Annotated in this window: 18 protein-coding genes and 1 pseudogene; 11 read left to right on the top strand and 8 right to left on the bottom strand. The window is 72.4% G+C overall.

Going from position 1 to position 23,386, the window contains the following annotated elements:
- Nucleotides 1-11 precede the first annotated feature (11 nt).
- The 3 genes from KBX46_RS00440 (at nt 12) to KBX46_RS00430 (ending at nt 2,150) form a co-directional block, all read left to right on the top strand.
- Nucleotides 12-626, top strand: a complete 615-nt coding sequence (locus KBX46_RS00440; RefSeq protein WP_210789551.1) for a hypothetical protein — start codon at nt 12-14, stop codon at nt 624-626.
- A 101-nt stretch (nt 627-727) separates the two neighbouring features.
- Entirely contained in the window at nt 728-1,546 is an 819-nt protein-coding gene (locus tag KBX46_RS00435; RefSeq protein WP_210789549.1) for a class I SAM-dependent methyltransferase, read from the top strand.
- A gap of 58 nt (nt 1,547-1,604) precedes the next feature.
- Nucleotides 1,605-2,150: a YciI family protein gene (locus KBX46_RS00430; protein WP_210789547.1), complete on the top strand. Its 546-nt coding sequence runs from the start codon at nt 1,605-1,607 to the stop codon at nt 2,148-2,150.
- Between the two features lie 109 nt (nt 2,151-2,259).
- Here the strand turns inward: KBX46_RS00430 and KBX46_RS00425 are convergent, their stop codons facing one another.
- The gene (locus KBX46_RS00425) at nt 2,260-4,560 is read right to left on the bottom strand and encodes an adenylate/guanylate cyclase domain-containing protein (RefSeq protein WP_210789544.1); all 2,301 of its coding nucleotides are present in this window, start codon (nt 4,558-4,560) and stop codon (nt 2,260-2,262) included.
- Nucleotides 4,561-4,754: 194 nt separating this feature from the next.
- Between KBX46_RS00425 and KBX46_RS00420 the strand changes: the two genes are divergently transcribed.
- The 5 genes from KBX46_RS00420 to KBX46_RS00400 all read left to right on the top strand — a co-directional run bounded on the left by KBX46_RS00420 (nt 4,755) and on the right by KBX46_RS00400 (nt 13,200).
- Entirely contained in the window at nt 4,755-7,649 is a 2,895-nt protein-coding gene (locus tag KBX46_RS00420) for a LuxR family transcriptional regulator (protein ID WP_210789542.1), read from the top strand.
- 136 nt (nt 7,650-7,785) lie between these two features.
- Complete coding sequence (locus KBX46_RS00415) at nt 7,786-8,556, top strand: DUF5995 family protein (protein WP_099857509.1); 771 nt, start codon at nt 7,786-7,788, stop codon at nt 8,554-8,556.
- A gap of 367 nt (nt 8,557-8,923) precedes the next feature.
- A complete protein-coding gene (locus tag KBX46_RS00410) occupies nt 8,924-9,325 on the top strand; it encodes a hypothetical protein (RefSeq protein WP_210789540.1) in 402 nt (133 codons plus the stop codon).
- Between the two features lie 87 nt (nt 9,326-9,412).
- Complete coding sequence (locus KBX46_RS00405) at nt 9,413-11,509, top strand: APC family permease (protein WP_210789538.1); 2,097 nt, start codon at nt 9,413-9,415, stop codon at nt 11,507-11,509.
- A gap of 173 nt (nt 11,510-11,682) precedes the next feature.
- Nucleotides 11,683-13,200: a hypothetical protein gene (locus KBX46_RS00400; RefSeq protein WP_088948368.1), complete on the top strand. Its 1,518-nt coding sequence runs from the start codon at nt 11,683-11,685 to the stop codon at nt 13,198-13,200.
- A gap of 148 nt (nt 13,201-13,348) precedes the next feature.
- On the opposite strand, the gene KBX46_RS00395 is transcribed toward KBX46_RS00400, so the two are convergent.
- Nucleotides 13,349-14,308, bottom strand: a complete 960-nt coding sequence (locus KBX46_RS00395; protein ID WP_088948367.1) for a TIGR03557 family F420-dependent LLM class oxidoreductase — start codon at nt 14,306-14,308, stop codon at nt 13,349-13,351.
- Nucleotides 14,309-14,808: 500 nt separating this feature from the next.
- On the opposite strand from KBX46_RS00395, the gene KBX46_RS00390 reads away from it, so the two are divergent.
- On the top strand, nt 14,809-15,261 hold the full coding sequence (locus tag KBX46_RS00390) for a hypothetical protein (RefSeq protein ID WP_210789535.1): 453 nt from the start codon (nt 14,809-14,811) through the stop codon (nt 15,259-15,261).
- A gap of 67 nt (nt 15,262-15,328) precedes the next feature.
- Here the strand turns inward: KBX46_RS00390 and KBX46_RS00385 are convergent, their stop codons facing one another.
- Nucleotides 15,329-15,535, bottom strand: a complete 207-nt coding sequence (locus KBX46_RS00385; protein ID WP_007460667.1) for a hypothetical protein — start codon at nt 15,533-15,535, stop codon at nt 15,329-15,331.
- Between the two features lie 253 nt (nt 15,536-15,788).
- On the opposite strand from KBX46_RS00385, the gene KBX46_RS00380 reads away from it, so the two are divergent.
- Together KBX46_RS00380 and KBX46_RS33050 are read left to right on the top strand one after the other, a co-directional pair.
- Nucleotides 15,789-16,616, top strand: coding sequence for a hypothetical protein (locus KBX46_RS00380; protein ID WP_088948364.1), 828 nt, complete (start codon nt 15,789-15,791; stop codon nt 16,614-16,616).
- Nucleotides 16,613-17,368, top strand: a complete 756-nt coding sequence (locus KBX46_RS33050) for an Asp/Glu racemase (RefSeq protein ID WP_308159323.1) — start codon at nt 16,613-16,615, stop codon at nt 17,366-17,368. Before KBX46_RS00380 ends, KBX46_RS33050 begins: the two co-directional genes overlap by 4 nt.
- 30 nt (nt 17,369-17,398) lie before the next feature.
- On the opposite strand, the gene KBX46_RS00370 is transcribed toward KBX46_RS33050, so the two are convergent.
- The 5 genes and pseudogenes from KBX46_RS00370 to KBX46_RS00350 all read right to left on the bottom strand — a co-directional run bounded on the left by KBX46_RS00370 (nt 17,399) and on the right by KBX46_RS00350 (nt 23,072).
- The gene (locus tag KBX46_RS00370) at nt 17,399-18,607 is read right to left on the bottom strand and encodes a low temperature requirement protein A (protein ID WP_210789532.1); all 1,209 of its coding nucleotides are present in this window, start codon (nt 18,605-18,607) and stop codon (nt 17,399-17,401) included.
- Between the two features lie 307 nt (nt 18,608-18,914).
- Nucleotides 18,915-20,024 (bottom strand): hypothetical protein, encoded by a 1,110-nt coding sequence (locus tag KBX46_RS00365; RefSeq protein WP_308159322.1) that lies wholly within the window; start codon nt 20,022-20,024, stop codon nt 18,915-18,917.
- 341 nt (nt 20,025-20,365) lie between these two features.
- The gene (locus KBX46_RS00360) at nt 20,366-21,715 is read right to left on the bottom strand and encodes an NAD(P)/FAD-dependent oxidoreductase (protein ID WP_210789526.1); all 1,350 of its coding nucleotides are present in this window, start codon (nt 21,713-21,715) and stop codon (nt 20,366-20,368) included.
- 139 nt (nt 21,716-21,854) lie between these two features.
- Nucleotides 21,855-22,184 (bottom strand): annotated as a pseudogene (locus KBX46_RS00355) (TcmI family type II polyketide cyclase); the annotation flags it as partial.
- A gap of 90 nt (nt 22,185-22,274) precedes the next feature.
- Nucleotides 22,275-23,072, bottom strand: coding sequence for a BTAD domain-containing putative transcriptional regulator (locus KBX46_RS00350; RefSeq protein ID WP_210789517.1), 798 nt, complete (start codon nt 23,070-23,072; stop codon nt 22,275-22,277).
- Nucleotides 23,073-23,386 lie beyond the last annotated feature (314 nt).

Below are 23,386 nucleotides of genomic sequence, written 5' to 3'. Positions count from 1 at the left end.
GGGCTGCCGGCGTGAACGAAACGGTCCTGAGCGTCGTTGGTCTGGTGCTGGTCGCGGTCTCGCTGTGTTTCTCCGCGCTACAGACACGGGAGGTGGCCAGGCAGAGCCGCATCAACAACGGCATCGGTTCGGCTACCGCGCTTGTCGAGGTCAACAACCTCATTCGCTCCTGGCACGAACGTCTGCTCCAGGACCCGTCGGCGCGGCCGTACTTCTTCGACGGGAAGCCCTGCACGCCAGACGACGTGGAGCGGCCGAAGCTGTTGACCTTCGCGGAACTGCTCGGCGACGTGCTCGAGTGCAATCTTCAGATGGCCTCGCTGCTGCCCGCCTTCAACTTCGCCCACTCGTGGCATCACTGGCCGGCCGAGATGCTGCGACACAGCCCGATCCTCGACGAGGTGGTGGAGAGCCACCCCGAGTGGTGGCCGACGCTGCACCTGCTTCAGCAGCAGATCCGCGCCGGCGCACCGCAGGCCCATCCCCTCGTCACGGGGCACAAAGTCCGGTGGCGGCCGCCTCGCGCCAGCGTCGGGCGAGGGGTTCGCCCCAAGCCCGACGCCGACGCCGACGCCGAGACGACGATCTCGGCGGGCGACAGGGCCGCCATTCCTCCGCAGCGATGAGGCCCTGAGCCGTTCCCTGCGGGTTGTGCGAGCGCGCCGCCCCGGACGCACCCTGTTCGATATCGTGGCGCCACATCAAGATCCTTGAGCGGGGTGTGGCGATGACGACGACGGCGTTCGACGATCATGAGCGGTCGCGCTGGGCGGGGCGCGCGGCGGCGTACGACCGCAGCCTCGCCGCGCTCTGTGCCCATCCCGCCCCGTCGCTGTTGGACGCCGCGAACGTCGGCGCGGGCACCCGGGTGTTGGACGCCGGCACCGGCTCCGGGACGGTGGCCAGGTTGGCGAGCGCTCGCGGTGCCAGGGTCGTGGCCGTCGACGCCGAGCCCAGCATGGTGGAGTTGGCACGCAGCCGCGTCCCGTCCGCCGAGGAGGTCCGCCTCGCCGCGCTGCCCAGCCTGCCGTTCTCCTCCGGGTCCTTCGACGCGGCCGTGGCGAACTTCGTGATCAATCACGTGGGTGACCCGCTGGCCGCGATCGGTGAGCTCCGACGGGTCGTCCGGCCGGCCGGTCGGATCGCGGTGACGATCTGGCCCGCCCCGCCGCCCGAGGCGCAGAGCCTCTGGGGCGAGGTCTTCGACGCCGCCGGGGTCGACCGTCCGACGTCGGTGCCGAGGGTGGACGCCGAGAGGGACTTTCCCCGTACCCCCGAGGGGTTCGCCGGGTTGCTCGACGCCGCCGGCCTCGTCGACGTGCGCTGCGACACGATCACCTGGGCGCATCGCACCGACCCCGAGGCGTGGTGGAGCGGCCCCGCCAACGGCATAAGCAGGCCGGGCCTGCTGATGGAGACCCAACCGGCGGCCATGATCGTGCGGATCCGTGCCGCGTACGACGAGCTGACCGCCCCCTACCGCGACCCGGACGGCCTGCTCGCGCTCCCCACTGCGGCGCTGCTGGCCTCGGGGTCCGTGCCGTAGGACGACTCGCCTGCGCCCGGCCGGCAGTGGATCGGGCACGGCGTCGACAATGTGCGGCATGGAGTTCCTGTGCTATCACCGCGACCGGCCCGACTCGGCCGCGTTGCGCGACGAGTTGCTGGCCGAGCACTGGACCTACATGGACCGGTACGCGGCGGAAATGATCGCCCGAGGCCCGACACTGTCCGGTGACACGGCCACCGGCAGCGTGCACATCGTCGACGTGCCCGGTCCGGCCGCCGCACGGGCGTTCGCCTTCGACGAGCCGAACTACCAGGCCGGCGTGTACCGGGATGTGCTGCTGCGCCGGTGGCGCAACACGCTGGGCCGCACGATGTGGGACTTCCCCGGTGGTCGGACGGGCGGTGACCGGTACCTGGTGCTCGGCCTCGGCGCGGGGCCGGCCGTCGACCTGGCCGTGCCGCGCGACCCGGACGAGCTGATCGCGTACGGGCCGCTGCTGTCCGACGACGGCGACACCTGGCTCGGCACCGCCGCGCTGCTCCGCGCACCCACCCCGGACGCGGCGCGCGCCATCCTGACCGTGGACCGGTACGCCGACGTCGAGGTGCACCGCTGGCAGTTCGGCGGGCGTCCGTCCTGACTCGCTCCCGAGACCTGCTCGGGACGGTCGTGCCGATCAGTGGCAGCTCAGCAGACGGGTGCTCGGCGTGTCGAGTTGCTCAGCTGCCAACGTCAACGACGCCGGTCCCTCAGGCGGAGGCGGCCAGGCCGGTCGGCCAGCGGATCAACGGCGGGCGCGGTCCGGTGCGCACCACGTCCGGCGGAGCCCCGACAGCGGCAGCCGCTGTGCGTCCGGCCGGCCCCGGCACGGCAGGCACCGCGCGGATCGTTGCCGGGGACCGGTCGGGGGCCGCAGGCCAGTGACCGCCCGCGTTGTTCGGTGTCGCGGACACTCGGGTCGGAGGCACGTCGCCAGCCGAGGCAACGGCCCGGAGCCGGCGGAAGCCCAACGATCGGTTGGCTCCGCCGGTCGGCGCGGTCGGTGAGGTGGCCATTGTCGAGCTGGGGAGGCCTCGGCGCAGCGGGTCGGTGGGGCCGGAGGGCGGCACCGCGAGGACGACGTCGAGGCGGCCGTCCCGGGCCCGAACGACGTCGAGGGGCACGACCTCGGCGCGCCGCACGCCCGAGCCGCTGACGGCAGCCCGATCGGACCCAGCGCGGTCGGACCCAGCCCGCTCGGCCGCAGCACGGCCGGACCCAGCACGGTCGGCCGCGGCGTGGTCACGGGGAAGGGCGGCGTCTGGGCGGACGGTGTCGAGGGGCGGCGCTTCGGCGGCCCGTCGGCCGAAGACGGCCCGCAACGCGCGGGGCAAGCGTTCGGCGGCGACCTGGCGCAGCGCGGGCGCGACGAACGCGTACCCGTCGGCACGCCGGGGGAGCAGCAGCCCGGCCGCGACCAACCCTCGTAGGGCCGGCGCGGACCGGCCGGGTGCCCAACTGAGGGCCCGGTCGACGGCACCGCCGGAGATCACACCGCCGATGGTGGCAGCGGCCATCAGCACCGCCCGCCGTTCACCGTCGAGGTGGTCCAGCTCCGCGCAGACGGCCCGGCGGACCGCCTCGGGCAGCGGGAGCGTCATCCGGTCGGCACCGTCCATGATCGACCGCACGTACGCGGCCGCGTGCCCGGGTCGGCCCCCCACCAGGTGCAGCAGCCGGTCGGCGAGGGTCACCGGTTGCCCGGCGCGGGTGAGCAGGTGGCGCAGCAGCCGCCCGGACTGCACCGTGGCCAGCGGCCCGATCGTCACCCGTCGGGCCGGGCTGGGCCGGGTGTCGGCCCACTGCGGCTGGTGCAGGGTGATCAGGGCCAGTGGCAATCCGCGCGCCGTCGCCGTGCTGAACAGCGCGTGCAGGAAACGGCTCATTGCCGGCGCCGCCCGGTCCACGTCGTCCACGGCGACGATCAGCGGCTGGTGCGCGGCCAGACGCAGCAGGACGTCCCGGCAGATCGCCGCCCCCGCCAGCGCCGCCGAGGAGCCGTCCGGGGTGGTCAGGAACCGCTGCAGGGCCGGGATCGCCGCCGCGACGCGCTCCGGCGGAAACAGCGACGCCAGGGCGGCCACCAACCGGTCGTGGACCACCGCCGGGCCGTCGCCGTGCCGCACCCCGGCGAGGCCGCGGAGCAGCTCGGCGGCCGGCGCCATGACCTGATCGGGGTACGGCTGGCAGGTCGCCACACACCAGCGCACCGGCATCCCGTCCACCGTGGTCAGCCCACGGGTCAACTCGTGCAGCAGCCGGCTTCGCCCACTGCCGGTGGGGCCGACCAGGGAGATCCAGCGCGGGTCCTGCTCGCGGATGGCCCGGCTCAACTGGTCGCGGATCGTGGCCAGCTCGCGGCGGCGACCGATCAGTGGGCCGTCGTGCCGGTCGGTGCCCGGACGGACCGGACCGACGGCGTGCCAGACCGGCATCGGCGGCACCCGGCCGGCGACCGACACCGGCGTCAGCTGACGCTGGGTGATCAGGCCGGCGGTGGCCCGGGCGGTGGCCGCGCAGAGCGCGACGGCGCCGGGTGGCGCGTACTCCTGCAGGCGGGCTGCGGTGGTGATCACCGCGCCGCTGGCCACGCCGTGCCCACCACTGACGGCACTGCCCAGGTCGACCACGACCTCGCCGGTGGCGACACCGACGCGGACCCGCAGTCTGCTGTCGCCGACCATCGGGCGGCGGTCCAGCGCGGCCTGGATCTCAAGCCCGGCGCGCACCGCCCGGTACGCGTCGAAGCCGTCCGAGTGCCGGGCGCCGAAGAGCGCCATCACCGCGTCGCCGACGTACTTCTCCACCACCCCCTGCCAGCGGTGCAGCACACCGGCCACGGTGTCGAAGTAGGCCCGTTGCAGCGCGCGGACGTCCTCCGGGTCGAGTCGGTCCACCAACGCCGTGGAGCCGACGATGTCGGCGAAGAGCACAGTGACTGTGCGTCTCTCCTGGGGCACCGGCCAGTGCGGGGTCGAGGTCCGCTGCGCGTCGACGATGATGGTGGTCATGGGTATCGCACCGGCCCTTCTCCCCGCTCATGCCTGATGACCTCCGGAGATTGGCACTCCTGGGCTCACGGGGGATCTGCCGAACGACGTATGTCGGCCACCCGCAACCTTTAGTCGCAAAGTCGACGCGAGGAGTACCACAAGCGACGTGTGGCCGTAGAACGGTGAGGGGCCCTGTGATTAGGCTGCGTGCCATGGCCAGCGATGTGGACACCGCACCGCTCGTGGGTCGGGCCGAGCTGGTGCAGACGGTTCGGTCCGCGTTGCTCGGTGACGGTGCGCTCGGGCAGACCGCCGCCGTCTTCCTGACCGGCGAGAGCGGTGTGGGCAAGACCCGGCTGCTGGGCGAGATCGGCGACCGGCTGCGTGAGCAGGGCGCCGTGGTGCTCACCGGCAGTTGTCTGGACATCGGCGACGCGTCGCCTCTGCACCCGCTGTTGCAGGCGCTGAGGCGCTTCGACGCCGACCTGTCCACGCGTGCCCGCACCTCCTCGGCGGTGCGAGGGCTGTTGCAGATGTTCGCCGACGAGACCGCCGGCCCGGACGGCGCGGGAGCGCTGCTGGAGCGGGTCTCACGCGGGCTGCACCTGATCGCCGAGGGCCGACCGCTGGTGCTGATCCTCGACGACCTGCAGTGGGTCGACCGCAGCACCCGGCAGCTGCTGCTCTATCTGTTGGCCGGGCTCGGTGACCTCCAGCTCTCGGTGCTGGCGGCGGTGCGCGCCGAGTCGTTGCAGGGCGCGCACCCGCTGCGCCGGGTGCTGACCGAGCTGCGCCGGCTGCGCACGGTGCGGGTGCTCGACCTGGCGCCGCTGGGCCGGGCCGACACCGAGGAGCTCGCCGCCGCCGTGGTCGGCCGGACGCTGTCCGCCGAGGCGGCCGAGCAGGTGTGGCAGCGCAGCGGCGGCAACCCGTTCGTCATCGAGGAGCTGGCCCGCGACCTGCGCGACGGCCGCGACGGTCTGTCCGAGACGCTGCGGGAGATCTTCCTCGACCGGGTCGACGCGCTGCCCCAGCACGCGCACGCGGTGGTGCACGCGGTGTCCGCCGGTGTCGAGCCGGTGCAGCACTGGCTGCTGGCCCAGGTGCTGCGCCTGCCGGAGGACGAGCTGATCGACGCGGCCCGCGCCGCTGTGGCACACCGGCTGCTGGTCGGCGCCGACGACGGCTACCGCCTGCGGCACCGCCTCGTCGCCGAGGTGCTGGCGCACGAGTTGCTGCCGGCCGAGCGTTCCGGGCTGCACCGCCGCTACGCCGAGGCGCTGACCGCCGCGCCGGGTGAGCTGCACCAGGCGCGACTGGCACACCACTGGCGGCTGGCCGGTGAACCGGCGCGCGCGTTGCCGGCGGCGGTGGCCGCCGCGCAGGAGGCCGAGCGGCTGCACGGTTACGCCGAGGCGCACCGGCACTGGTCGGCGGCGCTGCAACTGGCCGCCGACCCGGGCCCGCTGACGGTGGACCGCGTCGAGCTGCTGGAGAACGCCGCCGAGGCCGCCCACCACTGCGGGGAGCACGCCCGCGCGTTGGCCCTGCTGGAGGAATTGGCCGCGCTGCGGGGCGGCGAGCCGAGCTGCGCGCTGCACATCCGTCGGGCCCGTTACCTGGCCGCCGCCGGCCGCTCGGCGCTGGCCGAGGAGGAATACCAGCGGGCGCTGAAGGCGGCGGACTGTTCCCCGCGCGACCGCGCCGCCGCGGCCGCGCGCCTGGCCGAGCTGCTGCTGCACCTGGGCCGCTACGCCGACGCCGGCGAGCGGGCACGCGAGGCGCTGGCGCTGGCCGAGAACGTGGAGGGCTCCGCCACCGAGGTCGTGCTGGCCAGCTCGGCGCTGGGCTTCAGCGACGCCTGTCTCGAAGACCCGGACGCAGGCCTGGCGGTCATGCGCGACGCCCTCGACACCGCCGAGCGCGCCGGCCAACCCGAGGACGTGGCCTGCGCCTACCTGCACCTGGCGGAGCTGCTGACCGGCCCGCTGAACATCCTCGAAGAGGGCGTGGTGGTGGCGCGGCGCGGCGCCGAGCGGGTGGCCGAGCTGGGGCTGGGCCGCACCTGGGGCACCCGGCTGCTGGCCATCGCCATCAACGGGCTGTTCCGGGTGGGGCAGTGGGCCGAGGCGGAGAAGGTGGTCGCTGCGGCCCTGCGGCACCGACCCTCCGGCGCGGACGCCGTCGAGTTGCTGCTCGCCCGGTGCCGGCTCTCGGTGGGCTACGGGGACATCGAGGCCGCCGGTCGGGACCTCGACGCGGTGGCGACCCTGCTCGCCGGCGGTGGGGCGCGCCACGTCATCCCGCTGCTCACCCTGCGGTCCGGGCTGGCCATGTGGGAGGGCCGGCACGACGTGGCGCGGCTGGCGGTCCAGCGCGGCCTCACCGAGAGTCGCTCCGACGACGTGATGATCCTGTCCGCCCTGGTCTGGCACGGGCTGCGCGCCGAGGCGGAGGCGCACGCCAGCCGCACCGTGGACGTGGACCCGACCGCCGTACGCCGGTTGCGGGACGTCGCCGACCGGGTGGCCCGCAAGAGCGCCGGCGCGGCCCGACCGGTGCGCTCGGTGGTGGAGGGCTTCCTGGCGCTCTGCGCCGCCGAGGTGAGCCGCCTCGACGGCAGCGACCCGGAGCTGTGGGCCGTGTCGGCCGCCGAGTGGGACCGACGCAATCACCCCTACCCGGCGGCGTACTCCCGGCTGCGGCAGGCCGAGGCGCTGCTGGCTCGTCGCAGCCGGGTGGCCACCGCCGGCAAGCTGTTGCGGGAGGCGTACCAAGTGGCGCAGGGGCTGGGCGCGGTGCCGTTGACCTCGGAGATCCGCGAGCTGGCCGGGCGGGCCCGGGTGCCGCTGGAGCAGCGGGAGCCCAACGGCGCCACCCGCGGGGCGCCCACCGAGGAGTCCGACGACGAGTTGGCCGCGCTCACCGCACGGGAGCGGGAAGTGCTCGCGCTGGTCGCCGAGGGGCTGACCAACAAGGAGATCGGTCAGCGGCTGTTCATCAGCGAGCGGACCATCGGGGTGCACGTGTCGCACATCTTCGACAAGCTCCAGGTCCGCACCCGCGTCCAGGCCAGCGCAATCCAGCTGCGCAACCACCGGGGCTGATCGACCCCGGCCGTACGTAGGCCCGTGCGCGCGCCGGGATACGTCGTTCTACTGATCCGGTGCACGGGTGTCGGCTGAGAGGCTGGGCCGCGTCGACGACGGCACGGGGGAGGCCGCCGACCACGATGGAGGAGAGATGACCGAACCGGTCTGGGGGCCCGTGCACCGGGACATCGTCGACCTGCTGGCCGACCATCCCGCGGACGTGCCGGCCGTGGTCGATCACCTCACCAAGCTTCAGGACATGCTGGTGCGGTTGCCTCCGTTGGAGGCCAGCTGCCCACTGGCCGACTTCAACAGGCTCTACCTGACCATCACCAGCAGTGTGCTGGACGGGCTGTACGACGACCGCTTCGTCGACCCGGCGTTCCTCTCCCGGCTCGACGTCGAGTTCGCGGCGCGGTATTTCGACGCGATGCGGCTGTGGACCGACTCCAGCCCGGGCACGCCGAAGGCGTGGTCGTGTCTCTTCGAGCGGATGCGTGGGCCGGACGCCCGCCCGTTGCCCTCGGCGGCGGCCGGGGTGAACGCGCACATCAACTTCGACCTGCCGTTCGCCCTGGTGACCACGTTCGACCACCTGGAGTCGGAGCCGGTCGACGGCAGCGACCAGCACCACGACTACCTGGAGATCAACAAGATCTTCGCGGACAAGATCCCCGGCCTGCGCCGCGGCTATCTGGAGCGGTGGCAGCTGCTCATCGACATGCTCAACGGCGACATCGACGACTGGTACCAGGGGGAACTGGTCGAGTACACCCGCGATGTCGCCTGGCGTAACGCGCAGAAGATCTGGCGGTGCCGGCACGACCCGGACGCCCGCGAGTGTGAGCGCATGCGGTTGGACGACAACGCCGCGGCGCTCGGCCGGCTGCTGCTCTCGCCCCTCGGGGCGTTCCTGCAGTAGTCGGGACGGGGGGCCCCCGCGCTCCGCCCCGTGGGGGGCGGCGGAGCGCGGGGGTGCGTCCCACCAGCTCCACCCACCCCGCGTGGTCGCCCGACGTTCGGTCGGCCCCCGGGGAGAACAGCCGGTCGGCCCGGGGGGTGTCGACCGTCTGCCACCGTCGGCCGGCCCGGGGGGGGGTGCCGGCCGGCGGTGGGGGAGGGCGGCGACGGCGCGAGATTAGGTGGTGTCGGCGGGCGCGCAACGGGTACGCCCGCGCCATGACCGTCCTGGCCCGGCACCGTCCCGCCGCCCGACCCCGGCCGGCGCGGCCCGGGCCCCTGCGGCCGGGTGGCCCGGTGTCGCGGCCCACCGCCCGGCCCGGTGCGCGATGACCGACGCCGCGACGCGGTTTCCGTTCCGCTTCGATCCGACGTTCCGCCCGGTGCTGGCGCTGCTGGGGGTCCGCCCGGCGACCGCCTGGGTGGCCGTGACCGACCGGGACCTGACGATCCGGTACGGGCCGTGGCGGCTGCGGACCCGCCGGGACAACGTGACCGCCGTCGAGTTGAGCGGCCCGTACCGCTGGTGGCGGGTGATCGGGCCGCACCTGTCGTTGGCCGACGGGGGCGCGAGCTTCGGCACCAGCACGGCCGGCGGGATCTGTCTGCGCTTCGGTGAACCGGTGCCGGCCCTGGTACCCGGCGGTCGCCCACGGCACCCGGCGGCCACGATGACCGTCACCGACCCGCCGGCGCTGGCCCGGCTGCTCGCCGTCCCGGACCTGTCCTGAGCAGGCCGTCCACGTCCCCGTTTCCGCAGGCCGGACCCCCGGCCACCGCCTACCGTCGGATCAGGACCTGTGAGGGTGGGACGGACGATGGGTGACGAGCACCGGGCGAAACCACGACGCTGGAGTGGACGCCGGCACACGCCGAACGGGCCGGACCCGGCGCTGCGGGCGGCCCGCGACCCGGCCCGCCCGCACCGGAGCGGCCGGCACGGCGTCGTGGTGCCCGAACGCGTGCCCACACCCGTTCGTTCGGGGCCGCCGGCGAGCCGACTGCGCCGGTGGCTCTTCCAGCATCAGGTGCAGCCACCCGGCCCGGAGGCGACCGAGGGGCAGGAGCGCAGGCACGCCTGGTGGCAGGTGATGTGCCTGACCGGCGTGGACTACTTCTCCACCCTGTCGTACCTGCCGGGCATCGCGGCGGTGGCGGCCGGCGCGCTCTCCCCGCTGGCGACCCTCCTGATCGTCGCGCTCACCCTGTTCGGCATGCTGCCGATGTACCGGCGGGTGGCCCACGAGAGCCCGCACGGCCAGGGGTCGGTGGCCATGCTGGAACGGCTGCTGCCGTTCTGGCGGGGCAAGATCTTCGTCCTGGTGCTGCTGGGCTTCGTGGCGACCTCCTGGATCATCACGATCACCCTCTCCTCGGCCGACGCCACAGTGCACCTCCTGGAGAACCCGTACCTGCCCGACGCCCTGCACGGCCCCCTGGTGCCGGTCGTCGTGACCGTCGCGCTTTTGCTCATCCTCGGCGGGGTGTTCCTGCTCGGGTTCCGCGAGGCGGTGGTTGTCGCCATCCCGCTGGTCGCGGTCTTCCTGGTGCTCAACGCGGTGATCGTCGTGGTCGCGGTGGTCCGGATCGTCGGCGACCCGAACATCGTGTCGGACTGGACCGCCGCGTTGACCGAGACCGGTGGCGGGCCCGGCGGTGTGCTGCTCACCGCCGTGCTGGCGTTCCCGCTGCTGGTGCTGGGGCTGTCCGGTTTCGAGACCGGGGTCAGCATGATGCCCCTGATCTCGGCCGATGGTCCGGACAAGCAGGCCCGACTCGCCGCCCGGATCCGCAACACCCGTCGGCTGCTCACCACCGCTGCCCTGATCATGTCGGTGTACCTGATCTCGACGACCTTCGTGACCACGGCGCTCATCCCGGAGGAGGAGTTCCGCCCTGGTGGCGCTGCGAACGGGCGGGCGCTGGCGTTCCTGGCCCACACCTACCTGGGGGAGGCGTTCGGCACCGTCTACGACGTGAGCAGCGTGCTCATCCTCTGGTTCGCCGGCGCCTCGGCGATGGCCGGGCTGATCAACATCGTGCCGCGCTACCTGCCCTCGTACGGAATGGCACCGGAATGGGCGCGGGCGGTGCGCCCGGTGGTGATCGTCTACACGGTGGTCAGCGTGGCCATCACCATCGCCTTCCGGGCCGACGTCAACGCCCAGGCCGGGGCGTACGCCACCGGCATCCTGGCGATGATGGTCTCCGGCGCGGTGGCGGTGACGATCTCGGCGGCCCGACGGCACCAGCGCGCCGCCGCGATCGGCTTCACGGGGCTGACCCTGGTGCTGCTGTACGCGCTGCTGGAGAACGTCGTCGAGCAGCCGGACGGGATCACCATCTCCGCGCTGTTCATCCTCGGCATCATCGTGGTCTCGTTGGTCTCCCGGGTCACCCGGACCACCGAGTTGCGTGCCGAGCGGATCGAGTTCGATGAGCCGGCCCGTCGGTTCATCACCGAGTCGCTTGCCCACGACGGGCAGCTGCACCTGATCGCGAACAAGCGGCAGCAGGGCTCGGTGAAGGAGTACACGGTCAAGGAACGGGCGCAGCGGGGGATGAACCCGGTGCCCGGGGCCGCGGACGTGCTGTTCCTGGAGATCGACGTGGTCGACCCGTCGGGGTTCAGCCAGGTGCTGCAGGTGCACGGGATCGAGGTGGGGGGCTTTCGTGTGCTGCGGGCCAGCAGCCCGGCCGCGCCCAACGCGATCGCCGCGATCCTGCTGGCCCTGCGCGACGCCACCGGGGTACGTCCGCACGCGCACTTCGAGTGGTCGGAGGGGAGTCCGATCGCGCACCTGGCGCGCTATCTCATCCTCGGCCGTGGAGACACCCCGCCGGTGGTACGGGAGATCATCCGTCGGACCGAGCGGGACCCGCTGCGTCGGCCGGGGATCCACGTCGGCGGGTGAGCGGCTGCCCTTTTAGTGGGTTCCAAAGATGAATAAGGGCACTATTCACGTTCACACCTTCTTGTCCGTATTGCGGACTTATCGTGACGTCTGGTGGTCGACGGTACGTCGAGCGCCCCGCGCCCGGATCGGCGCGCGGTCACGGCAGGCAGGCAGGAAGGTAGGCATTCTTGATGTCCACGTACCCAGGAGGAGACCGCGCGACCCGACCCAGACGGCGGTCCCGATGGTTCCTCGCCAGCGGCTTCCTGGCGGGGAGCCTGGTCGTGGGAGCGGCCGGCGTTGCCGGCGTGGCCGCCGCCGCGGACCGCGCCCTCTCCCTCCCCGGTCTGGGCCGACTGAGCGCGACGGCCGGAAGCGACGACGACCGCCGGGCCGACGACCAGCGTGGGGAGGGGCGCGACAAGGACGGTGCCGAGCGGGGCCGTCCGGCCACCCCGGGCACCGGCAAGCGCGGTGTGGTGTCGGTGCCCTGCGACGCCGCGAAGCTGGTGGCGGCGCTGGTGACGGCCAACGCCGAGGGCGGCGCGGAACTCCGGCTCGCGCCCAAGTGCCGCTACACCCTCACCGAGGCGTTCCACGAGACCGACCAGTACGACGGTGGAATCCGCGACGCACGGGAAGCGGCCGACGCCGCGGAGACCCCCGGTGACGCCGAGGCGCCGCCGCACAACCCGGCCGACGACACCGCCGGCCTGCCGGTGATCTACCAGCCCATCACGATCGACGGCGCCGGAGCCACCATCGCCCGGGACGCCCAGGCCGCCGCGTTCCGGTTCTTCACCGTCCGCGACGGCGGCGAGCTGACCCTGCGCGACGTGGAACTGCACAACGGCCGCTCGGCCATCGAGGGCGGCAGCGTGCACGTGGTGCACGGCGCGACAGCGGTGGTGGAGCGGGTCACCGTCACCCAGAGCACCTCGCTGTCCCCCGAGGGCGGCGGCGGAGGCATCTTCAACGACGGCAACATGGTGGTCACCGACTCCACCTTCATCGGCAACAGCGCATCCGGCGCCGCGGGCAAGGGCGGGGGCCTGCTCAACGGTGGCGTGCTGACGCTGAAGCGATCCGAGTTCCACCGCAACAGCGCCAACGGGTACGGCGGCGGGCTCGGCAACTACCGTGGCGCGGCCGACGTGGAGAGCGTCTCGTTCACCCAGAACAGCGCCAGCCAGGGCGGTGGGCTGGCCAGCTTCTCGGCCCGGACCAAGGTCTCCGACACCGAGCTGCTGAACAACACCGCGCAGGTCGGCGGCGGTGCCGCGAACTCCGACGCGGTGCTGGTGATGCGCACGATGACCATCCGCGGCAACACGTCCACCGTCAACGGTGGCGGCATCTCGACAGTGAAGGGCCTGACGCCACTCGACGACAGCGTGGTCGAGGGCAACACCACCCACGGCCTCGGCGCCGGCATCTATGCCGAGAAGGCGAACCTGCTGGTACGCGGCAGCGACGTGACCCGCAACGAGGCCGTCGGCGCCGCCTCCAAGGGGGGCGGCATCTACGCGACGGCGGGTTCGGTGGCCATCTACACCAGCAAGGTCACCCACAACGCGTCGACGGTGAAGCCCGGTGGAATCTTCGCCTCGCACGCCCAGGTCAAGATCGACGATGAGAGCGTGGTCGTCGAGAACGAGCCGACCAACTGCGAGGGCAGCCAGGCGCCGATCGCGCACTGCTTCCGCTGAGCGGATCAGCGCTGAGCAGACCTGCGCACGACCCGCGCTGAGCGGACCCGCGCAACCGGCCGCCCCGACGATCAGTCGGGGCGGCTCGGCGCGTCCCGCTCGGGTCGTGCGGCGCTCGGAGCGGTCGTGGTGTCAGGTGCGGCGGCCGTCAGCTCATCGCCCGGAGACGGCCGGCGAGGTCGCCGGCGAAGAAGTCGAGGAAGCCGTCCGGGTCGGGGCCGGCGTTTTGCAGCACGATGTGGTCGAAGCCGGCTTCGACGTACGACCGGACCTTGGCGACGTGCGGTTCCGGGTCGGGGCCGATGGCGAAGAGTTGGCGGATGTGCTTCTCCTCGACGTACGCGCTGGCCGCGTCGAAGTTGACCGGGTTCGGCAGCTCGCTCATCACCTTCCAGCCGGTGACCATCCACCGGCTGGTCTGCAACACCGCCTGCACCGCCTGCTGCTCGTCGGTGGCCCAGGCCAGCGGAACCTCGGCGTAGCGTGGGCCCGACCCGTTCGCGCGTCGGTAGTGCTCGACGATGGACGCCTCCGGCTCGGTGGCGAACAACCCGTCGCCGAGTTCGGCGGCCAGCCGGGCCGACGCCTCGCCGCTGGCCGCGACCGCGATCACCGGTGGGGTGTCCGGCAGATCGAAGATCCGGGCGTCCTCCAGTTGCAGGTGCCGGCCCTCGTACGACTGGTATCCGCCCTGCCAGAGCAGCCGGATGATTTCCAGTGCCTCGCGTAGCCGTTCGTGTCGGCCCCGCACGCTGGGGAAGCCCTGGCCGACGACGTGCTCGTTGAGTCGCTCGCCGGCGCCCACTCCGAGGGTGAACCGCCCGTCGGAGACCAGTGCCATGGTCGCCGCGGCCTGCGCGATGATCGCCGGGTGGTAGCGCACGGTCGGGCAGGTGACGCCGGTGGCCAGCCGTAGCGTGCTGGTCCTGGCCGCGATGGCGCCGAGCACGCTCCAGGTGAACGACGAGTGGCCCTGCGTGTCGAGCCAGGGGTGGAAGTGGTCGCTCATCTCGACGAAGTCGAAACCGGCCTGCTCGGCCATGACGGCCTGCCGGATGATCTCCTGGGGGCCGTAGCCCTCCGAGGCCAGCTTGTAGCCGATCTGCATGGCACGCTCCGATTCCGTCCGCCGGTCGACGCCGGGTCGGCTTCCCGCCCTCGGCGTCGACAAACGCCGCCCAGGCCTGCAAACCAGCCTCCTAGGACGGCCTACGGGGTGTGTGGTCATCCGCAGCCCATGATCCACTCGGGCTTTCGGAAATCGGGCTGTCGCCGAGCCTCGGACACCGCGACTTCAGGAACTCGAGTCGATCAGCGTTCGGAGCCCGCGCGTCACGACGTCGGCGCGAGGGCGGGCGAACCGTCCGTCGAACAACTCCGAACACGCCGGTGACCAGGTCGAACCATCGATCGCCTGTTCGGAACCGGTGTCATCTCTTTCGTCGGTCGCCGTCGGGCCCCGAGACTTCTGTCGGTACAGGGCGCGTGCACCTCGGCGCGACCTGACCCACCGCGGTGCGACGGGGGACCAGCGGCTGGGCGGAACAGGTACCCGATCGATGTTGGCGGCCGGACCGGTCGCGACACTGAGCTCCTGGAGGTAGGGGAATGACCAACCGACTGTCTCGCCGAGCCAGCGCCCTCGCGGTGGCGGCTGCCCTCGGGGGCGGCGCCGCCCTCGCCGTCGCGTCACCGGCCCACGCGGAGGGCTGCCTCACCGGCACCGGCAACGTGCAGAGCCCGACGGGCGGTGCGGGAGCCACCGCGACGGCGACCCTCTGCGTCAACAGCGCCGGCTACGCCTGGCTGGACACGAACCGCACCAACACGGTCACCGACAAGAAGGCCGACGGGTACGCCGCGCGCGTGTACGTCTACTGGGCACAGCAGTACACCGGTGCGATCGCCGTCGACGACACCAGCAACGCCGGAAGCGTGCGGCTGCGGTGGGAATCCGGCGCGGGCACCTCGTATCGCTGGACTGAGGTCTTCGTCTGCCTGGGCTACGCGAGGCCCGAGGACTACAACGGCCGCTGCGACTCGGTTGTCTACAACAACTGAGCCGTTCCTACCGAACGTGCACCGGCCCGTGCCCCGGTCAGGGGGCACGGGCCGGAGTGCGTTCTACCTACTTAGAGGGTTCGGGCAGCTTGCAGTCGACCTTGGGGTTGGCGCCGATGTAGTTCAAGGGCCCGGCCACGATGGTGACCAGGATGGTGCCGGCCTCGGCGCAGTTGGTGTCGTCGCCGCTGTAATAGCCTCGCTGGCCACCGGCGATTGCGCCGATCACCAACCAGATCACGACGATGACTCCGAGTATCGAGGTGCCGCGCATCGCTGCCTCCTGGGGGAATGTGGTGGATCTGAGGTGCAGGCGTTGTACCCAATCGGGTCACGCGGCTAACGGTTGCCCGCCACGACCCCCGGGGGATCGTCCGTCCGGCCGATGCCGTCCGCCGTTGAGTACCGCCCGCGCATCGGCCGCCCGCACCGGGTCACGCGAATCGGCTATCGGATCGCCGACCGACCTCGCCGTCGTACGGGCCGGTGGACGTAGAACTGCCTCAGCGCCCCGCCGAGGAGGACTCATGGACGCCCCGTCACCGCCCCTGTACATCGACCGCCCCGAGGACGTCGCGGTCGCGGCCCGCGCGCTGGCTGGCGGCGCGGTCGTCGCGGCGGCGTTCGCCAACTTCTACGTCATCGTCACGCGTCCCGACGCGGACACCGTCGGCCGGGTCAACCTCGCCAAGGGGCGTCCGGTCCACCAGGTCGGCAGCATCACCACCGCGATCGGACGGATCCCGGGGATGTTCGACTGGACCCGGATCTCACCCCGGTTGCCGGTCGGTCGGGTGCGGGCGTTGATGGACGCCCTCTACGGCGCCGGGCCGTTCGGCTTCCGGGGCCCGGCGGCGGAACGGCTCCCCGAGCACCTCGTCCAGGTCGACCAGGGAGTACGAACCACCCAGGTGATCGCCCCGGGCCTGACCTGCCCGTCCAACGCCTTCTTCGAGCGGGCGCTCGCCGAGACCGGGTCGGACCACCTCTACATCACCTCGGCGAACCGGTCCCGCCATCTCACCGGCACGGCCGAGGAACCGGCGCACTGGAAGGCCGGGGGCCTCGCCGCCGACTTCGCCCACCTCGACGACCTGGTGGTGCTCCTGCACCGGGACGAGGCGGCGGCCCGCGCGGCGTACCCGGGCTACCTCACCACCTCGGTCACCCTGCTCTCCTTCCACGCGCCGGAGGGTGAGCTGGAGGAGCCGCCCGTGCTCACCGTGGACCGGCACGGGTCGCTGCACCTCGACGACGTCCGCCGCGCGGCCGCGCCGCTCGGCCTGCAGGTGCGCCTCGGCGGCACCGCCCGGCAGCGGTTGCAGGTCCGGGGGTACGCCGGGGCGCTGGTGTGAGCGACTACCGGGTCGGCCTGGTGGTGCCCAGTTCGAACACCACTATGGAGACCGAGATCCCGGCGATGCTGCGCCGACGTGAGATCGTCGACCCGACGGTCCGCTTCACCACGCACTCCAGCCGCGTACGGCTGCGCCAGGTGACCCTCGACGAACTGGCCCGGATGAACCGCTCCGCCGTCCGGTGCGCCGCCGAACTGGCCGACGCCCGCTGCGACGTCCTCGCGTACGCCTGCCTGGTGGCGGTGATGTGCGAGGGCGCCGGGGCGCACGAGCGGGCCGAGCGGCGGTTGGGCCGCGCGGCCGGTCGTGCCGGGCACGACATGCCGGTGGTGACCAGCGCGGGCGCGTTGGTCACCGGGCTGTGGGCGTTGGGTGCCCGCCGGGTGGCCCTGATCGCGCCGTACCTGCCGCCGTTGACCGCGACCGTCGCCGCCTACCTTGCTGCGCACGGCGTGCAGGTGACCGACGCGGTGAGCCTGAGCGAGCCGGACAACGTGGCGGTGGGACGCATCCCTACGTCCCGCCTGGTGGAGCTGGCCGACCGGCTGGACGTGACCGACGTGGACGCGGTGGTTCTCTCCGCCTGCGTGCAGCTGCCGTCGTTGGCGGCGGTGCCGCAGGTGGAGGCCCGCCTCGGCCGCCCGGTGCTCACCGCGGCCACCGCCACGGTGCACCAACTGCTGACGGGTCTGGGCGTCGAGCCGTACGTGCCGGACGCCGGCCTCCTGCTGGCCGGGACGGCCCGCTGACCGTGGGCTGGCTCAGTGCGCTGGGCCGGTTCAGTGCGGTGGGCTGGGAGCCTCCGGCGGCTTGCCGTAACTGCGTCGGAAGTCCGCATACGCCACGCCGGCCAGCACCAGGAGGGCGCCGAGGGAGGCGAACACCGGTGGCAGGTACAGCACGGCGGGCGCGATGGTGAGCAGCGCCAGCACCCCGCCGGGGCGGGACCACGACACCCGGCTGAACACCTCGTACTCGAAGGAGGCCCGTCCGGCCAGGAAGAGTGCCGGACCGCCGAGGATCACCGCCGCCCAGGCCGGTGGCGTCCGGCCGCTCGGTTCGAGCAGCACGAGGTGGAACCCGGAGGCCGTGGTCACCACCCCGGCGACCATCAACAGATGGGTGTACGGCGCGGTGAACAGGAACTTGCTCGGCGACGCCGATCCCTTGATGGCCATCGGTAGGAGCTGACCGGACTTGTGCACGTAGATCCGCCAGAGCAGCAGGGTGGTCAGGAACGCCACGGCGAACGCGCCGATGTTCTCCGTCTCGCTGTGCTGCGCGCTGAACATGGTGCCGATAATCAGGATCGCGTCGCCGAGGGCGATGATGAAGAACTGCTGGTAGCGCTCGGAGAGGTGCTCCGCCGTCACGTTGCGCTGGGGTTCCGGCACCATCCCGAGCCCGGGCACCGGGTACGCGAGGCGGAAACCGATGTAGTCGATGGCGAGCGCGATGGCCCAGCACACCAGCCGGGCGTCGTCGCTGACGAACCCGCCGACGATCCACGGGATCGCGGACACCGCGAACCAGATGAAGATGCGTACCGCCCGACGCTGGGTCTGCGGTTCTCGGCGTACCGCCGGCATCAGGAACAGCCCGCGCCCCAGGTGGATCGCCACGTAGGTGCCGGCGAAGACGAGCCCGCGGTCCTTGAACGCCTCCGGGATCGCCGTGGTCATCAGCAGCGCGCCGAACATCACGGCGCTGATCAGCAGCTTGATCTCGGTGCGTTCCGGGTTGTACAGGTCGGTGACCAGGGTGGTGATCACCCAGGTCCACCAGACGGCGGCCAGCATGATCAGTGCCTGACCTGCCCGGTGCCAGTCGAGCTGGTCGACCAGTCCGCGGGAGATGAGGGCCAACGCGACCACGTACACAAGGTCGAAGAAGAGTTCGAGAAGTGTCACCCGGCGCGGGGCCGCCGGATCACGCACCGGAGGGCGGCGGGGCCCAGGTGACCCGGGCTCCGGCGCGGCGAGGTTCACGGGATTCTCCTGCGGAACCGGTCGACTCGACGGACCCGTCCGGTCCACCTCCCCGGACGGTAACGATCGGTCGACGGCACGGCCCCGAATTCGCCGGCCCTTCCCCCAACCGGGGCTGATCGACTCGGGTTCCTGTAAGTCGGGGTGTCCGGGCGGGTTCGTTGGCGCGGTTTCCTGCAAGGCGAGTCGATCACCGTGCGCCTTGTCCGTCGGTTCGGCGTGCGGCCCTGCGGTGTTTCGACCCGCACGGACGAGCCCCCGGCCTACCGTCGCGTTGGACGGTGGGCCGAGGGCTCGGTCTCGGGCGTCAGGCCTGGTTGCTGCTCGGCAACACCGCGGCCATCTCCTCACCAGCTCCGGCGAGCACACGGGCCTGCTGCGGCCAGCTGGCCAGCCCAGGCGCGGCGCGCAGACCGGCGGCACGGATCAGGTCGCGCAGTGCCGGCTCGTCCAAATCGCCGAGCTGGCCGTACGTGCGCACGCCGGCGTCCTGCAACGCCGCCGCCATCTTCGGGCCGATCCCCTGGATGCGGCGGAAGTCGTCGGCGGGGCCCGTCGGGTCGCCCTCGTAGGTGCTGATCGCGGTGTCGGCGGTCGAACGGACCGGAGGGGTCGCGCTCACGGCCGGCCGGACCGGAGGCGTGGCCACCGGCGCCCGCACCGACTCAGCGTCAGCGTCGGTGCTCACGGCGTTGGTGTGCACCGCGTCCGCGTCCGCCGGCTCCGCGTCCACCCGGTGAGCGTCCACCGGGTCCACGTCCACCGCGTCGGTGGTCACCGGTGCCTCCGCCGGATCGGCCACCGTGGCCCGGGCGACGGGCTCGTCGGCCGGGCTGGCCGCGACGGGCTCGTCGGCCGGGGCGGTCGCGACCGCATCGTCGGCCGGCGTGGCCGCGACCGGCTCGTCGGCCGGGGTGCTGTCGAGCGGCGTGCTGTCAACGTGCGGGAGGTCGTCCGCAGGCTTACGGGGGGCGACCACGGCCGCCGGGGCGGGCTGCTCATCGACCGCGACCGGTTCGGGGGTCGACTCCACAACGGGCTCCGACCGCAGCTCGGCCGGGTCGGGCTGCTCGGCGGCCGGTACGGGCGGCGGGGGCTCGGTCAGCGCCATGTCGGCCGGGTCGATAGTGCTCGGGGTTTCGGTCGGGACGGGAACCGGGGTGGGACCGTCCGTAGCGGTCACTGCGGCTGGTGCGCTGACCGTGTCCACCGGCACCGGCTCGTCCGCGACGGCGGTCGGGGCCGGGTCGACGGCGGCTGCGGGCTGGACCTCGTCGGTGGTGGCCGCCGGCGTCGGCGTGGAGATCACGGCCAGGCCGGCGACGGGGTCACCTTCCACAATCGAGTTGCCTTGCACGCCCCGCCGGCCGCGCAGCAACCATCCGGCGGCCAGTCCCAGCAACAGTGCCAGTACCACTATCAGCGAGTGTCCGATAGACCACGCCACGGCGAACCTCCCTCTCAGCTCGTTGGATAAGTCACGAGAAAAACTCGCCGCAGCTTCGCACACGCGTATTGCGGGCGACAGACAGGATCGGCCAGGGGCGTTGTGCATCGGCCGGCCACATCAGCCGGTGCCCGCCGAGTGACACAGCGTCGCCTCAAGCAGGACAAAAAGCCAGGCTCGACGGGAGCCGGCGACGCGGACGAAGCCAGCGCCGCGACGAAAGCCAGCGACTCGACGAGGTCAGCACGGACACGACGAGACCCGGGCCCGGCGCGGAACGCCGAACCCGGGTCGACGGGCTGTTGCCCGGGTCAGTCCTGATCGCCCTCGTAGGTGTGGAAGTCGTCGACGAACCGGCGGCGTAGTCGCGGCACCCGGCTGGTCACTCCGAAGTAGCCGCGTGCCCCGAGCAGCGCGAGCCGGCCCACCACCGGTCGGTACATCCGGTCGTCCCCGCTGGTGCCGCTGCGGTTCAATGATTCGGCGACCCGCGCGAAGCCGTACGGCGCCATGGCGGCCTCGTAGTCCGCCACCGCCTGGAGCAGCGTCTTGTCTCCGGTGGTGGCCCGGGTGAGCTGCTCGCAGAGCAGGCGGGCGTCGCGCAGGGCGGTGTTCGCGCCGACACCGCGACCGGGGGTCATGGTGTGGATGGCGTCCCCGAGCATGGTGACGGTGCTGCTCTTCCAGGGAGGCACCGGTTCGGACGTCGACACGTTGATCGGGAGGACGCTGGCCGGGTCCGCGCGGGTGAGCAGCTCCCGCAGGTTCGGGTGCCAGTTGGTGGTGAGTTCCAGGGCGACCCGTACGAGGTCCTCGCCTCGTCGTTCCATCACGTCGGCGGGGAACCGGCGGGCGGCACTCCAGATGATCAGGTTGATGTTGTCGGTGGTGGTGTCGTCGGACAGGCCGGGCCACTGCCGCAGCAGCCCGGCGTCCGCGTCGCTGACGCCGGGCTTGATCGCCCGTTCGGCGTCCCACTTGAAGTCCATGACGTGCAGCACGCCCATTATCCCGCCGATGCCGAAGATCAGTGAGATGCCCTGGCGGACGCGTTCCGGGACGAGGTCGCGGGTGTGTGCGGTCAGTGGGATGCGGGTGGCGATGTTGATGGTGCCGGCGTCGCGGGTGACGGCGTGCGGCAGGTACTGCCGGCGTACCGCCGAGTGTGTGCCGTCCGCCCCGACCAGCAGGTCGCCGGTGGCGCTGGTGCCGTCGGCGAAGTACGCCGTGACCGTGCCGTCGTCGCGCTGCTCGTACCGGGTGAAGGTCTTGTCGAAGTGCACCACGTCGTCCAGGCCGGTCAGCAGCACGTGGCGCAGCACCATCCGGGCCACCGAGTGTTCGGTGTGCACCGGGTCGGCGCTGGGCCGTAGCGCGAACGACGCGGTCTGGCGCAGTCCCTGGGTGACCACGTTGAAGTAGTGCGGTGGCCGCGCGCAGGTGGCCAGGAAGGTGGCGAACAGTTCCGGCGGCAGGCACTCGCGCAGTGCCCGGCTACCGGTCGGGCCGATGCCGACGCGGTAACCGAGCAGCCCGTCGGTGCGGTCGCGGTGCCGTTCGTAGACGGCGACGGTGATCCCGGCCCGGCGCAGGCCGTGCGCCAGGCACAGTCCGCCGGTGCCGGCGCCGATGATCAGTACGTGTGGTGGGGCGGCGGACATCTCAGCCAGCCGGGTGCGCGGCAGGTGTGTCGGTGCTGGCCGGGCGCGCTGCGGGAGCGCCGGCGCTGGCTGGGCGTGCTGCGGGCGCGTCGGTGCTGGCTGGGCGTGCTGCGGGCGCGTCTGCGCTGGTCGGGCGCGCGGCGGGCGCGTCGGTGGCGTCCCACCGGTAGAAGCAGCTGGCGATGGCGTCGCGGGGGGAGCGCCAGGTCGGCAGGTACGGCGACGTGTGCGCGGAGAGCCGCTCGTTGACCTGCTGGAAGAGCGGGTGGTTGCGGGCCGCCGCGAGGGCGTCCGGGTCGACGTCCGAGGTCTCCAGCAGGTGTACGCACAGGTCGTGCAGGCAGTACAGGGATCGGTGTGTGACGCCGGTCAGACCGGGCAGTTCGGTGGCGTCGGATTCGGCGAAGATCTGCGCGACCCGCCCCTCCGCGCCCGGGATGATCCGGCTGACGATCAGTAGACGACTCATGGGACCCCTTCCGCCGGTGGCTTTCCGACCCTCGGACCGGCGCCACGTGCTCTGTGCGCCCACCGTGCCGCAGGGCCTGTCACGTCACCGTCACGTACGTCTGCCGGCCGGTGACGGGCGATCGGTGACGGCGTCCCGGCTGGCCTGGCGGATCGGGGCGAGCGTGTCGTCGAGCAGGGCGCACATCGCCGGGCTCGGCTCCAGGCGCAACTCCCTGCGCAGCAGGTCCCGGTAGACGTAGAAGGCGTGGACGGCTTCGAAGGCGTTGCCCTCGGCGAGGTGGATGCGGACGACCAGCCGGTGCGGTGTCTCGCGTAACGGTTCGGCGGCCATCGCCTCCAGCGCGGCTTCGAGGGCCTCGCCGTGTCGCCCCGCGGTCAGGTGGTGCCCGGCGACCTGTTCGAGCATGTGCAGGCGCAGTTGGCGCAGTCTCTCCCGGTCCAGCAACACCCAGTCGTCGTACCATCCGGGGAGCAGGTCGTGTCGTCCGGCGGCGAGCGCCCCGGCGGCGGTGCGGGGGTCGTCGCCGTCGCGGACCCGGGCGGCGGTGCCGACCAGGTCGTCCACGTCGAGCCGGACCGCCGTGCCGAGTCGTACGGTGTCGCTGGCCATCGTCATCGGGCAGCACGGGTCCTGACGGAGTCGCCACAGCGCCGTGCGCAGGGAGGACAGCGCGCGTTCCTCGGAGGCGTCGGGCCAGAGCAGCCCCGCGAGCTGGCTGCGGGTGGCGCCGGGGCGCAGCCCGATCAGCGCGATCACCCGTTGCAGCCCGCGCGGCACCACGACCGGTACGGCGTCGCGCAGCAGGCGGAAGCCGCCGAGCAGGTGGAGTGAGACGCCCTCCTCGGGCGGTTCTCCGGCGGTCGGCACGGACGGATCAGCGGTCACGGCGGCACCCCCTGCGGGACGCATGTCCCGACTGTCTGCTGTGTCCCGGATCGGTTGCCCGTGACGCCACTGTCGACCTCACCGCTGACGGCGGGGCCGGGCGCGGCCCCGCCCGCTGAGGCCGCCGGGCTGACCACCGTGAAGATTATCAATAGCGGTCACGGTGAGTCAACGCCGACGTGGGCCTTCTATTCGCGACAGTCAACCTGAGATCGGTTCTGAACTGGGCAAACATCTGATCGATCCGTCGTCCCGGGCGCGCTCGACGCATAGCTGATACACAGGTTGCGTCAACGCAGCGTCACCGTCATGCG

This window comes from Micromonospora sp. C81, assembly GCF_018070425.1.
GTDB classification, from domain to species: Bacteria; Actinomycetota; Actinomycetes; order Mycobacteriales; family Micromonosporaceae; genus Micromonospora; species Micromonospora zamorensis.
Note: the sequence above shows the minus strand (reverse complement) of the source record. Positions and strands in the feature narration are given on the sequence as shown.